11 protein-coding genes are annotated in these 13,034 nt (G+C 43.0%); 5 read left to right on the top strand and 6 right to left on the bottom strand.

What is annotated here, in order from left to right; genetic code table 11:
- Positions 1–121: 121 nt before the first annotated feature.
- Positions 122–1,192 carry a leucine-rich repeat-containing protein kinase family protein gene (locus AB4238_RS07600; protein ID WP_372032605.1) on the top strand — a complete coding sequence of 357 codons (1,071 nt, stop codon included), beginning with the start codon at positions 122–124 and terminating at the stop codon, positions 1,190–1,192.
- A 59-nt stretch (positions 1,193–1,251) separates the two neighbouring features.
- On the opposite strand, the gene AB4238_RS07595 is transcribed toward AB4238_RS07600, so the two are convergent.
- The 4 genes from AB4238_RS07595 to AB4238_RS07580 all read right to left on the bottom strand — a co-directional run bounded on the left by AB4238_RS07595 (position 1,252) and on the right by AB4238_RS07580 (position 5,239).
- Positions 1,252–2,589: a DUF3300 domain-containing protein gene (locus tag AB4238_RS07595; protein WP_372032603.1), complete on the bottom strand. Its 1,338-nt coding sequence runs from the start codon at positions 2,587–2,589 to the stop codon at positions 1,252–1,254.
- 125 nt (positions 2,590–2,714) lie between these two features.
- Complete coding sequence (locus tag AB4238_RS07590) at positions 2,715–4,196, bottom strand: ATP-binding protein (RefSeq protein WP_372032601.1); 1,482 nt, start codon at positions 4,194–4,196, stop codon at positions 2,715–2,717.
- 1 nt (position 4,197) lies between these two features.
- Positions 4,198–4,899, bottom strand: a complete 702-nt coding sequence (locus AB4238_RS07585; protein WP_372032600.1) for a response regulator transcription factor — start codon at positions 4,897–4,899, stop codon at positions 4,198–4,200.
- Positions 4,900–4,921: 22 nt separating this feature from the next.
- A complete protein-coding gene (locus AB4238_RS07580) occupies positions 4,922–5,239 on the bottom strand; it encodes a PepSY domain-containing protein (protein ID WP_372032599.1) in 318 nt (105 codons plus the stop codon).
- Between the two features lie 419 nt (positions 5,240–5,658).
- Here AB4238_RS07580 and AB4238_RS07575 point away from each other — a divergent pair, with 419 nt between their 5' ends.
- The 4 genes from AB4238_RS07575 (at position 5,659) to AB4238_RS07560 (ending at position 11,517) form a co-directional block, all read left to right on the top strand.
- Positions 5,659–6,378: a choice-of-anchor H family protein gene (locus AB4238_RS07575; protein WP_372032598.1), complete on the top strand. Its 720-nt coding sequence runs from the start codon at positions 5,659–5,661 to the stop codon at positions 6,376–6,378.
- Between the two features lie 88 nt (positions 6,379–6,466).
- Positions 6,467–6,952 carry a hypothetical protein gene (locus AB4238_RS07570; RefSeq protein WP_372032596.1) on the top strand — a complete coding sequence of 162 codons (486 nt, stop codon included), beginning with the start codon at positions 6,467–6,469 and terminating at the stop codon, positions 6,950–6,952.
- A 365-nt stretch (positions 6,953–7,317) separates the two neighbouring features.
- Positions 7,318–9,747 (top strand): TonB-dependent receptor, encoded by a 2,430-nt coding sequence (locus AB4238_RS07565; protein WP_372032595.1) that lies wholly within the window; start codon positions 7,318–7,320, stop codon positions 9,745–9,747.
- 432 nt (positions 9,748–10,179) lie between these two features.
- Positions 10,180–11,517 carry a M20 family metallopeptidase gene (locus tag AB4238_RS07560; RefSeq protein WP_372032594.1) on the top strand — a complete coding sequence of 446 codons (1,338 nt, stop codon included), beginning with the start codon at positions 10,180–10,182 and terminating at the stop codon, positions 11,515–11,517.
- Between the two features lie 72 nt (positions 11,518–11,589).
- Here the strand turns inward: AB4238_RS07560 and AB4238_RS07555 are convergent, their stop codons facing one another.
- Positions 11,590–12,744 carry a hypothetical protein gene (locus AB4238_RS07555; protein WP_372032592.1) on the bottom strand — a complete coding sequence of 385 codons (1,155 nt, stop codon included), beginning with the start codon at positions 12,742–12,744 and terminating at the stop codon, positions 11,590–11,592.
- A gap of 107 nt (positions 12,745–12,851) precedes the next feature.
- Positions 12,852–13,034, bottom strand: a 183-nt coding sequence (locus AB4238_RS07550) for a hypothetical protein (RefSeq protein WP_372032590.1), incomplete at its 5' end; no start/stop codon positions are given.

The raw sequence follows: 13,034 nt of genomic DNA, 5'->3' as shown, positions 1-13,034 counted from the left end.
TTAATGCAATTGGTATAATGAGTTTGAATAAGTCCCAGCGGTTATAGCCGCTTGCCCTCAATTAGAGATGATAAGCTTTAAATCCAATAAGCTGAAAACGGTTGCTACAGGTTCATTACCTGTGCGGACCCGTTGGCTTATTTTGACCGATAACCAAATAACTTCGCTACCTGAAGATATGGGGTCACTCACTCGATTACAAAAGCTCGCGCTAGCGGGTAATAAGTTAAGCGCTTTGCCTATTAGTATGGCTAACTGTTCAAATTTGGAGTTGGCTAGACTGTCTGCCAATGAGTTTACTCAATTTCCAGATTGGTTATTTCAATTACCTAAACTCGCTTGGTTGGCTGTTGCTGGTAACCCAGCAGCCGCTGACAATAAAGTAAGCTTAGCCAAGACACAGCCGGCAGAACCTATGCAGTCGGTGCCTCTAGCGGATATTCAATTAGGTCAAGTAATAGGCCAAGGTGCGTCAGGTGTTATCTACAGTGCTAAGTGGCTTAATCAGCCTCAGTCACTTAAAGGCACTGCAGCTAATATCGCAGTTAAGCTTTTTAAAGGTGAAGTGACCAGTGATGGTTATCCGTCTGATGAGCTTGCATGCTGTTTACAGGCTGGCGCACAAGACAATCTAATTAAAGTCGTCGCTCAAATTAAAGATGCAGGCAAGCTTGGACTCGTGATGGAGCTTATCCCTAGCTCTTTTGCTAATCTTGGCCTGCCGCCTTCACTCGATACTTGCACTAGAGACACCTTTGTTAAGGGCGAGGAGCTATCTTTAGAGCATGTATTGTCAGTGGCGATACAAATGGCTGATGGCATGAGTCACCTGCATGAAAATGGCGTAAGCCATGGTGATGTATATGCCCATAATACGATGATTAATCGCCAGGGGGAGATGCTTTTTGGTTATTTTGGGGCAGCATCTAACTTATTGCGATTACCCCAATTACAACGTGAGGCAATGGAGAGTATTGAAGTGAGGGCGCTGGGTTGTTTGATTGAAGATCTACTCGATAACAGATTGGCACAGCGAACTGAATTATCTGAGATAGTGATCAAACTAGAGTTGCTTGCTGAAGATTGTCTGCAAACCCGTTCAGCACTGCGGCCTCGCTTTAGTGAGGTCTTGTCTCAGCTAAACATGTTGCAAGATAAACGACTTAACTTAGCATCTTACAGTGAAAAGTAAGGTGGTTTGATTACGAAAACTCCATAGATCTACATGTATCTATGGAGTGTTAATCTCGCTTAATCCCTTCTTTGTTTTTGGCCACTTCCTTTATGGCTGTTGGCTGGCTTATGACTCTGTGCCTGTCTATAACTTTTCTGTGGTTGATAACTCTTTGTCTGTTGGTACTTCTTTGCCTGTTGATGACTCTTTACAGGTTGATGACTCTTTACAGGTTGATGGTTCTTTACAGGTTGATGGTTCTTTACAGGTTGATGACTCTTAACCCGATGTTGGCTTTTAGCTGGTTGATGATTCTTTGCCTGTTGATGACTCTTAACCCGCTGTTGGCTTTTAGATGGTTGATGATTCTTTACAGGTTGATGACTGTTAACTCGCTGCTGACTGTTAACCGCTTTGGTATTGCCATAGTAGGCGTTGTGCACTTTGGGTTGCTGCTTTAAGTTTTTAGCGAACTGCATTTCACGGCTTTTATTCACTTTATAGGGCTTTTGAGTCCTAACGACTTTGCTATGGGCACGACTTGGGACATGACTCTTGTATTTGTGCTTTAAAGCATTATTGCTATAGGCGACACCTCGTCTATGCTGGGGTTTATGTGCCCAGCGTTTGGCGCCATGGCTAGTGACAATACGTCCGTGATGACGGTAATGGCGTGAGTTTTTATGATGCACGACCACAACATGACGTTTGTGCCAATGAAATGCACTGAAATAGTAATTGAAGCTAATGTGGACGCCTGTATGCCAGTAAAAGTGACCATATCTAGGTCGCACATAGCCAGGGTACATAGCCCAGTATACCGGGGGATAGTTATACCAATACCAGTTTCCATATACGACTCTTGGGTCATAGTAAGGTACGTAAACCACCTCTTTCCTAACAGGTTCAATCACAATTTGATTATTGACCCGCGTCACCTGCATATTTTCCATATCATTGAGGCTGTTGGCGTTGTCAGCTTGTTGCCGAAGGGCTTGAATACTGGCAAGCACCAGCGCTTCATCTTGCAAAAAAGCATCGCCAAGGGACTGTGTCCACTGCAGATCTTCACTGAGTTTTTGTAGCACGGTAGGAAATGCAATCAGCGCAATAATACTCGGGTCCCACTGCATGCTCTCGGCATTTGAGACTTGTTTTTCGGTACTAAATTGTTGATTTTTTTGTTGCCAACGTTGGGCTTCAACAACTTCTAATGGGTAGGTGGCAGCGATTAAAATATGTGTCAGCAGACTGTCTGGGTAGAGTGCAATCGGCGCTAAAATCTGCGCAAGTTCTCCCTCATTGAGCTGAGCCTGTTGAGCGTTTTCATAATCTTCAGCGTATGCACTTGCTGGAGTTAACCACTGCAAAGCGATAACCAGAGACAAGCAACAGCATTGTTTGAACATGTTCATATGCTTTCCTATCGAATAGTGACGATAAGCAGATTATAAAGGGGCGAAGATGAACATAAGCTGAAAGCCAAAAACAGATCGATTATGGATGTTTTTTGCTATAACCGAGCTTTAGGGAATGGGGACTAGGATTTGAAAATTATAGTAAACCGAGCTCCACCTAATAAGTCTGATTGACCCATAGAGAGTTGACCGTGATAGCTATCAACTAAATCTCGCACGATGGCGAGGCCGATCCCGTGTCCCATCTTATAGGAGTCAGCTCGAATGCCGCGCTCAAAAATTTGTGCTTGCAGTGCTTTATCTATGCCATTGCCATCGTCCTCGACTTGCATTATCAGTGATTGAGCATTGTGAGTGACACTCAGTAGCACCTTACCTTTTGCTGCTTTACAGGCGTTATCCAGCAAGTTACCTAGCATCTCAGAAAGATCTGCTTGGTCGCCCTTAAAGATGGCATCGCGTTGAACAGTTTGCTCAATGGCGATTAGTGGTTGGCAGTATATTTTAGGAAGGTTTTTAACTAATTTGTCAGACACATCAACAACTGGTACACCCAAGTGCCATGCACTGCCTGCTGCGGATTGGGCGCGCTTTAATTGATGGCCAATAATGCGGTTGATATAGCTGACCTGCTCAAATGATTCAGCACTTAAGTCGCTTTGACTTTGAATGACTGCCAACGGGGTTTTAAGACTATGGGCAAGATCGGACAGTGCATTTCGATAGCGCTTTCGTTGATTTTGTTCTGTACTCAGTAACGTATTTAGTTGCTGCGCCACCGCTTGCAGCTCTGTTGGGTACTCGTGTGTTAATTGATTCGCTTTGCCATTTTCGATGGCGTTTAGCTCTGTTTCTAAGCTTGATAACGGTTTTAAGGTCCACCACAGCCAGGCCATCTGTATCACCAGCAATAACCCCATAAGGATCATTAACCAGCGCCACAGTTGCTGAGTAAACTGGCTGACCTGTTGTTGAAACTCTGTTTGATCTTTAATGATGTGGATAGTGATTGGAAAACGATTATCTGATTGTTGGCCATCTTTATTATCGAGCGTGGGAAGTTCGAAGCTGACGCTAAAGCTGTAGATCAAATGCGGTTGTTTATTAAGCGTTACTTCACTAAATTGCCCCTGTCCTTTAACTGGTGTCGGTAGCGACTTTGGTATTTCGATACCTAATAAGGAGCTAGAACGCCAAGCGATACGTTGCACTTGGTTTAAGGGAGGCAAGTGGCTACTTATGGCTGTGCTTTCGGTTTTTTCTACAAATTTGGCATCAAAACTTGCACTGTTGCTAGCAGCTTCCTTTGGTGTTCTTGAAGTCGTAATGACCGCATAAAGTCCTGATTGAATGACGTTAAATTGGTTTTCTAGTAGTACTTCTGGCATAAATATGCCATCTCGGATCACTTCTGTTACTGCCAGAATGGCGTAAACATAAGCTTTTAGCTCGTTCATTGACGCACTCTTAACTTGTTGCTTAAACGCATCATTGAGTCCAAAACCTATCAACGGCATTAAAATCAAAATAAGCAGTAATGCACTCACGATCAGTCTGGCTTTTAATGAGTGCATTGATGTGGTTAAGCGCGATACAGAAAACATGTTATGACGGCTTTTCGGCTTGATTATGCGGTGCCAGTTTGGTTAAACGGTATCCTTGACCTCTGAGTGTTTCGATAACTCCAAGCTGATTATCAGCATCTAGTTTTTTACGTAAGCGACGAATAAAGACTTCAATGACGTTGGAGTCGAGATCGAAATCTTGATCGTAGATATGCTCAGTGAGCACAGTTTTAGATTTTACTTCGCCAATATGCAGCATAAAGTATTCGAGCAACTTGTATTCTGAGCCGCTTAAGCTAATTAGTTCGCCATTTTTAGTCAGTTCTAAACTGCTGGTGTTCAGTGAAAAAGGCCCATTACTAATCACAGGGCTTGCCTTTCCTGCTGAGCGGCGAATAAGTGCTTTTAGCCGGGCAACTAACTCTTCAGGGTGAAAGGGTTTAGTGAGGTAATCATCGGCGCCAGCATCTAGTCCTGCAACTTTATCTTGCCAGCTATCGCGAGCCGTTAAGATCAGGATAGGAAACTCAATGGTAAGTGCCCGCAGCTTGGTAATAAGGGTAATTCCGTCAATTTTTGGCAACCCTACATCAATAATCGCCGCATCATAATTGTACTCTCTACCTTGAAACAGGCCTATTTCACCGTCATCAGCGGTGTCGACGGTATAGTTGGCTGCAAGTAGATGTTGCTTAAGGTTACTTTGCAGTGCCAGATCATCTTCAACGAGTAAAAGTCTCATAGTCGGTCCTTGTCTGTCGCCGTTAATTACGACGGATACTGCCAGTTTTGGCATCTACGGATACGTAAAAAACGACTCCATCTTTAGAAAGTACTTTGACTCGATAGCCTGGGTTACCGTTTACACGGGTGGACTGAACTTTGAGGATCTTACCTGAATAGCGGCTTTTAACTAATTGCGCAGCTTGCTGTGAACTGCTCACTTTAAGGGATTTTCCAGAATGATTTGTCGCCATCGCCATAGAGGCTGCCGATAAAGTGAGGTACTGGCCGCTCGCATTGGTAGGCATTGAGCCTAATAGTGCAAAGGGAATTAATATCAACAGTAAAACAGCTTTCATTAAGAGCACCAAAGAGTTGAGATGTTATCAGTTTAAAAGATCCCACTAGATTAGTCATTATACCAATTCGAGTTAAGCTCATCACTTTCCCAAGATTTCAAATTTCAATTCAATATACGGAAGAAATTATGTATCGAGATTCAGTTTGTTAGATATAACGTTTGTAAGATGAACCCAACCTGAATACCAAAGGAGGTCGTAACCAGACTTAAGTAACTGATTTTAACGTTCAGGCTGTGTTCATTTTGGTTGGTCTTTAATGAGCGAAACTTACTGAATTGTTCGAGGTGATGATGAGCCAACTTACATGCCAAACCAAACGACTCTCCCTGATAGTGCTTTTTCTAGGTGCTTTACTACCTCTAGAAGGGGGGGCTCAAGAGCTAGGTCAGACTTTGAGCTCCTCAGCTGGCTATAATATGGAAGCAGCGCAGAGTAGCAGTGGCAGGGAAAAGGCAGTACTTACAATAGAGCAGCAAGAATTACTGCTACAGCAACGCCTAGAAAGTACTCATTTCGTTGTAAGCAAGCAAAGCCGTGAACAGATCATACAGGGCCATATTGATAAAGCGTTAAAGGCAGACAATCAGCGCCAACATGCGGCTTCTCCAGCATTGTATGCCAATAGTGTTTATCGTGATTTTTACATTTACGATGCATACAGCCGCCTATTTGTTGATAACGACTTTGATGGTTTTTATCAAACTTTTAGCGTCACTTTTGATGCTGATGTCAGTGGAGCGTATGTCAATGAAACAGCCAATGTGTTTGCAGAGTTATACTTAAGCCGTAATGGTGGTCCTTGGGAGCACTATTACACCACTGATATTTTCACTATTTTCGGCGACGCTACTGATGACGATTATGAAGTATTAACCACGCTTGAATCCGGATATACAACCGATCATTACGATGTTCTTATCGATCTCTATGAAGTGGGTTATGGCGATATTGTAGCCACCGTCAGTTCAAATGATTTTGATAGCCTCTACGCCTTACCATTAGAAAGTCGCTATTGGGATGAAGAGTACATTGAGATAGAGACTGAGCATGGTGGAACTATGTCACAGTGGGGCATATTAGCGCTGTTAATATTGGGATTGACGCGCAGATATTTAACTTGTCGCCAACCACACTGACAAGAAGATATTTGAGAATTAACTATTGATATATTCGTCACAGCATTGGAAAATAAATCACCTTAACAGATAGTTAATTGCCTATATTATGAGTGAACAGTCAACCTCTACTGCAGTGGTTAATGCAACACCCTTAAGTAGTTCTGTGCCAGTAGAGGTTCATTTAGCGGGGAATAGCCACGACGTTGCTTTGTGGATTTGGGAGCATCTTGTGCCTCAAGTGGGTTCTGCCGACTCTCTGCAAGGTGAGATTATTCGAGCCATCGAACTACTGTCGTGGGAGGCTCAGAACAACAGTAACCTCAATTGGGATGCAAACTTTGATGCACTTGTTGCATATCTAAGAGAGGCCTTCTTAGGTCAATCCATGCTTGCTCATTACTTAACCGTCGCTGATAAAGAACAGATAGCTGCTGATCTCGATAGGTTGTCTTGCTTTATCTTACCGACAGAGCTCGATAGCCGAGTGTATGTCGAAGAGTTGCCCTATATTAATGACGATCTCTATGACCGATTAACTGGCTATCTTGTTCAGTTTTGCAGGCAGCACCCTAAAGTTATTCCTTTTAGATAATCTAGAGTTGATGCCTTTGTCTTTTGAGTCATAGCAGTCAAAAGAAAGGCGTTGCTATTTCCTACATAATACCTATCCCGCCCATTTGCAAGTTTCTAAGTAACAGAGAGATCGGAACTGTGATTTTGTCATGCATATAAATGGCTAAACCAGTTTTGATTGACAGGCTTTAATGACGTAAAAACGTGATCTTAATCACTGGGTGCGTGTTATTTTTATAATTTACTTTGTAAGCTTTTAGATAAAAAACTAATAAAAACAATGCCAAGCACATTCCTTAACTGTATCACTCGCTGTTACACTTGTTGTTTTGTTAATGATAATCGTTATCATCATGCCGCATAATACTTAAGTGGGGTTATTGGATGAAACATTTTCGCTATTCTTTGTTAGCAATTGCATGTGCTACGACATATTTACCAGCGACGACTTACGCGGCAGAAATTGCTGAAGCAAACGCTATTGAACGGATCACCGTGTATGGCAGGCAAAATCAGGTTGTGATGAATTCAGGTCTCGCAACTAAATCAGATATGTCACTAATGGAGACACCTGCAGCAGTTGTGATTGTCGACGAAGAGTTAATTCAAGCGCAGGGCGTCGATAACTTACAGGATTTGGTACGTAATATAAGTGGTGTAACTCAAGCAGGTAACAACTATGGTATTGGTGACAATCTAGTTATTCGCGGCTTGGGTGCAAACTACACCTATGACGGCATGTATGGTGGAGCGGGTTTAGGAAATACCTTTAATCCAACTCGTTCTCTAACCAATGTGGAATCGGTAGAGGTTCTAAAGGGGCCTGCTACTGGTCTTTATGGTATGGGGAGTGCGGGTGGTGTAATCAACCTTATTGAGAAGAAACCACAATTTGAATCTTTAAATGAGTTCACCGCTGAAGTAGGCCAATGGAACAGCTACTCACTCTCTGTTGATAGCACAGCAGGGATCACCGACAACCTAGCTTACCGAGTTGTGGCTAAGACCGCGCGCAGCGATGGCTACCGTGATATTGGTACCGATAGAGATGAAATTTATACCTCTTTGAAATATGTAATGAGTGACACGCAAGATCTAATGCTGTCTGCCAGTTATATTAAAGATGCGATAGCGGTAGATTCAATTGGTCATCCCATTCGTATTTTTAACGCTGAATCTGTGGGTGGCAAAGGCGCGGGTGAAGTTAGCTGGGAAGATTTGATTAATGATCCTAACAATGCTGGCTTGCAGCTTACGGATGAACAGCGTCAGCAACTTGCTAACTCGCTTTCAAGTAGCGATGGACAAACCCCCTATGCATTTGGCCATGCGGGGATTATCTCACCGATGGCAAAAGATAATGAAGGTGAAGAGCTGCGTTTTAAGCTTACTCATAATATCTATTTCAACGACAATCTATTCTTGAACCAACAGTTGCAGTACCGCAATTACACCTCAGGCTTTGCACGTCAGACCGGAGCTTATAATTACGTTTATTGGGACAGAAGTGGGAAGATTAATGAAGAGCCTCGAGCGCCTTTAGTTGAGGATGGTGTCCTGTATCCATTTGCGGCACGTCGTCAGGAGTATCGTAAAGTTGAGGCTGATGAAAAGTCCTGGCAGTACTTCGCCGATCTACGTTATGACTTTCAAATCGGCGAGATTGATAACGAATTATTGATAAATGCTAACTTCGAAGACAGAGATATTGCATTCAAGCAATACTCTATTTATGACGCCGATAAAGTCATTAAGAACAAAGCTGGCGATGTTATCTATCAAGGCTCGCTGCCCTATATCTATGATATTCGTAACCCTAATTGGGCTAAAGGTAGCTTTGAAGAACAAGATCCATTGATGACCAGTAACTACAATAAAAAGGTTAATGCGTGGGGTGTAGGGCTACAGCATGTCGGATACTTGGGCTATGGTTTTATCACCCGTATTGGTGTGGCATTTAATGAGATTAAACAGTCTTATCAACATCTCGGTGTTGATCCTCGTTACTCTGCAAGTAAAGCTGAGCCAAGAGAAGAAGCGGATACAACGGATAATGGAGTTACCTACAACTTAGGCGTGACTTACATGCCAACCGATGACTTGTCACTGTTTGTCAATCATTCAAAAGGACGTACCGCCTATAGTATTCTTGGTGGCATTGAAGGTACTGGTGATGACCGCGCTGATTCTGAATCTGTAAGTGATGATATCGGTATTCGCTATAAAGCTTTTGAAGATCAAATGTTGGCTTCATTAGTCTTCTTTAAAAGTGCCCGAACTAATCTAGAATATGGAAACCCAGACTATGAAGAGGGCGTTTCTGCTCCGGGGACAGCGAAGAGTTTTTATAACGGTAAAGAGGAAACTACCGGCGTTGAGCTTGATCTAAATGCGCATATCAACGAGCAATGGATGGTTAACTTAAACGGCGTTTACCAAGATGCCCGAGATAAGAAAGACCCGAGTAAAACCAGCTACGATACTCGTCAAAAAGGTGTACCTTATGTGACTGCCAGTGCTTGGGTCACCTATGGTGCGGACTGGTTCTCTCTTGCTAGCCCAATTAACATCAGTTTAGGTGCTAAATACGTTGATGACCGCAGTACTAACTCGACTTCATTTGGGATCCCAGATGGCTACGTGCCGAGCTATACGGTACTCGATTCTGCGATTAGTTATGATGTTGAGCACTGGAAGCTGCAACTTAACGTCAATAATCTCTTCAACGAAGAGTATTACAGTAAAGCGATGTTCTTAGGCGGCATGCCTGGAGAGGAGCGTAACGCTAAGTTGTCGTTAACCTATCGTCTATAGCGATAGGTCTATTCAAAAATGCAGCCGGTGGCTGCATTTTTTTAAGTTGATGAATCTATACTTGAGCGGTTGCTATCGCAATTCGAGTCGCCGTTTTTAGCTGCAAAATAAACATGTTCTCCTGCTTGATACTAAGGGCTGTAGTTCTTTCGAGCTTAGTTGTTGTTCGATTCTGTACCGTAAGGAATAATGCTGTTAGGGCAAGGTTTGAGCGGTGATGCTTAGCGAGCTAAGTGAAAAGCTGGTAACGCAGTGATAACAGCACTTTTTGCAGCGTTATAGGCTATTTGCGGACAATGACTAAACTGCATAACCTCTGCCTAGTTAAAATAGTCAATAAACTGCGGCCAAAACAACCACGAAAGATCAACAGCCCCCAACAGTTATGTTAGCTTAACCTTTCCGTTACAACTTGAAAGGGAAAGCATCGTTATGAAAATTCGTTTAAAAACACCTATTGCGTTGGGTTTACTATGTGCCCTTACGGCTCCATTGAGTGCAATAGCAGCCGTTACAAGTTTAGACAGCTCAGTTGAACGTTCGATGCCAAAACTTGAAGAGCTCTACCTGCATCTACACCAAAATCCTGAGCTGTCATATCAGGAAAAAGCCACCAGTGCACGGATGGCAAAAGAGCTATCAGCACTAGGATTTGATGTAACTGAGCAGTTTGGTGGTTATGGCGTTGTTGGCATCTTTAAAAATGGTGCTGGCCCAACAGTGATGATCCGAGCCGACACCGATGGATTGCCAATTACCGAAGAGACAGGTAAATCATACGCGTCAAAAGTGACGACAACAGATGCCAGCAATAGCACTGTTGGGATAATGCACGGCTGTGGCCATGATATTCATATGACGAGCCTGATTGGTACTGCAGAGCAGATGATTAATCACAAAGCAGATTGGAAAGGTACGTTGATGATGGTTGCACAACCGGCTGAAGAGGTCGGCGGCGGTGCAAAAGCGATGCTCAAGCAGGGACTGTTTAGCCAATTCCCTACACCTGATTACGTGCTCGGGTTACATGTCAGTGCAGCGCTACCTGCGGGTAAAGTTGCCATAGCGCCAGGATATGCTTTGGCAAATGTTGATTCGGTAGATATAACCGTAAAAGGCAAAGGGGGGCATGGTGCTTATCCTCACTCGACTAAAGATCCTGTTGTTCTAGCATCACGTATGGTGCTGGCGCTGCAAACTATTTCGAGTCGTGAGATTTCGCCACTGGAACCCAATGTGATGACTGTGGGCTCAATTCATGGCGGTTCTAAACACAATATTATTTCAGATGAGGTGAAGTTGCAGCTTACACTACGCTCTTATAATCCGGATGTGCGTTTGCAGCAAATTGATGCGCTTAAGCGCCTAACTCGAGGGATTGCGATTAGTGCAGGCTTGCCCGATGAACTGATGCCAGTGGTATATGTCCACGAAGAGGAAAGGATCCCTTCAACTTATAATGACCCCATTTTGGCAACTAAAATACAAACAAGCATAGAGACGGAGTTAGGCGTTGAAAATGTGTCTAAATCTGAGCCCGTTATGGCCGGTGAAGATTTTGGTCTATATGGTCTTACTGCAGAAAAGCGTCCAATCACTATCTTCTGGTTAGGCGCAGTCGAACCAAACGCTTACCAAGTAAGTTTAGATGAGGGAAGCAGTTTACCTTCATTACACTCCAGTCAATTTGCCCCCGATTACCCAGTAACGATTAAAACAGGAGTTAGGGCTATGAGCGCTAGTGCAATGGACCTTTTCAATAGGTTATAAAGCGTCATCTGTAATTGGTTGTGTGCGGCTAATGGCTAATGATTAGTTAGCCGCAGACACTGTTTTACTCATTTATTGTTGCTTATTCTCGACCTTACTTAACAGCAACATCGTTTCCTCTTTTAGTTTCGTTAGCTGTTTTTGCGTTACTATATCCACAGATTGCTTAACGTATTTATAAGCTGTCGAATAGTTGTATTCAATAAGTGCCAGTCGGGCTAAGTTATTCAGTCCAATCACTTGTCCAGCTTGATCTCCGACCATTTTATGGTAGTCCACAGATAACTGGTATTGTTGGCTTGCGGTGTCATAGCGACCGAGACGCTGATTGACATAGCCTGCCCACGCCGCAATATATGCCAGATAAAGCCAATCTTGGGAGTTTGCAGCATGGGTGCGGCTTAGCGATAAGGTTGAAAGTGCTCGCGTTAACTCTCTTTGCTCGATATAACTTTTAGAGAGGGTTAAGCCGAGCCTTGCTGATTCTCGGCGGTTATTGATTGAATTTGCCTGTATTAACCCAGTATTGACTAACTTATCGGCTTTGGAATAGTCGCCTTTTTTAAGCCGTATTTCGGCTTTCTGTCTTTGTGCTATTAGGTTATTTTCTTCAGTCACTAATAGCTCATCTAGCAGTACTTCAGCGTTGTCTAGTTCACTATATTGCAGCTGCTGCAGCGCTAGAATCAGTAACTGGTTATCAAAAAAGTATGTACTAGTGATATTTTTAACACTGACTGCCGCGCCGGTTTTTTGGTTAATTAGCTCGGCAAAATCGAGGTAAAGTGACTTCATATCTTCAGCGCTAACTTGTCCAGCTTGATGAAGGTTTGGGCCGTAAAGGTGATAGTTAAGATGGTAGCTACCATCCTCTTTAGATAACGTTGTGTCTGCGACCAAAGCTGCGCCTGACTGAGTCAGTAATTGCGACAGTTTTAGTGGTCGAGTATCTTCAATGTAGCTAGCGTTTTGTGCCAATAAATTAATCACATCTTCAACTTGAAGTATGGGGTGCATATTAGATTGGTGTAGCAGAGCAATGATGGATTCCTGATTTGCATACTGTTGCCACAGCGCTGCATGAGTCGTTAAAGCGGATTTAACCGGTAATATTATGACGGCACCTTTTTCCATCGGAGTAGATTTATCTTGTGGGTAGAATATAAAACCCAAAATCGCGATTATCACAGCGATAAGAATGAAGAGCTGAGAGCGGTATCGACCCATTAATTATAATCCTTTATTTACTAATTCAATTAAGGTTCTAATGATTTAGACTAGCTTATAAATCATCTGAACATCCTTTAAATCTAGCTATACTATGTCAAATGTTATTAATTTTGATAGGGATAATGTTGTACTATTTGATAAAAAATAGGCAAGAGTTCAATAGGTCTTAGCTCCAGGGCGAGATCGCGAACAAATTTTAGCCATTCAAATGGGCAAAGCTTTTCAATTTGGCGGCGTTGTGATCTTATACTCTCTTTTGCTGAGACCTTATCATGAGCCTTCTTTCC

It is taken from the genome of Shewanella sp. 10N.286.45.A1, from assembly GCF_041470405.1.
GTDB lineage: Bacteria > Pseudomonadota > Gammaproteobacteria > Enterobacterales > Shewanellaceae > Shewanella.
Note: the sequence above shows the minus strand (reverse complement) of the source record. Positions and strands in the feature narration are given on the sequence as shown.

Bases quoted from the DNA above. Each gene is read 5' to 3' on its own strand.
- AB4238_RS07595 (WP_372032603.1), bottom strand. From the start codon at position 2,589: ATGAACATGTTCAAACAATGCTGTTGCTTGTCTCTGGTTATCGCTTTG.
- AB4238_RS07590 (WP_372032601.1), bottom strand. From the start codon at position 4,196: ATGTTTTCTGTATCGCGCTTAACCACATCAATGCACTCATTAAAAGCC.
- AB4238_RS07585 (WP_372032600.1), bottom strand. From the start codon at position 4,899: ATGAGACTTTTACTCGTTGAAGATGATCTGGCACTGCAAAGTAACCTT.
- AB4238_RS07580 (WP_372032599.1), bottom strand. From the start codon at position 5,239: ATGAAAGCTGTTTTACTGTTGATATTAATTCCCTTTGCACTATTAGGC.
- AB4238_RS07575 (WP_372032598.1), top strand. From the start codon at position 5,659: ATGGAAGCAGCGCAGAGTAGCAGTGGCAGGGAAAAGGCAGTACTTACA.
- AB4238_RS07570 (WP_372032596.1), top strand. From the start codon at position 6,467: ATGAGTGAACAGTCAACCTCTACTGCAGTGGTTAATGCAACACCCTTA.
- AB4238_RS07565 (WP_372032595.1), top strand. From the start codon at position 7,318: ATGAAACATTTTCGCTATTCTTTGTTAGCAATTGCATGTGCTACGACA.
- AB4238_RS07560 (WP_372032594.1), top strand. From the start codon at position 10,180: ATGAAAATTCGTTTAAAAACACCTATTGCGTTGGGTTTACTATGTGCC.
- AB4238_RS07555 (WP_372032592.1), bottom strand. From the start codon at position 12,744: ATGGGTCGATACCGCTCTCAGCTCTTCATTCTTATCGCTGTGATAATC.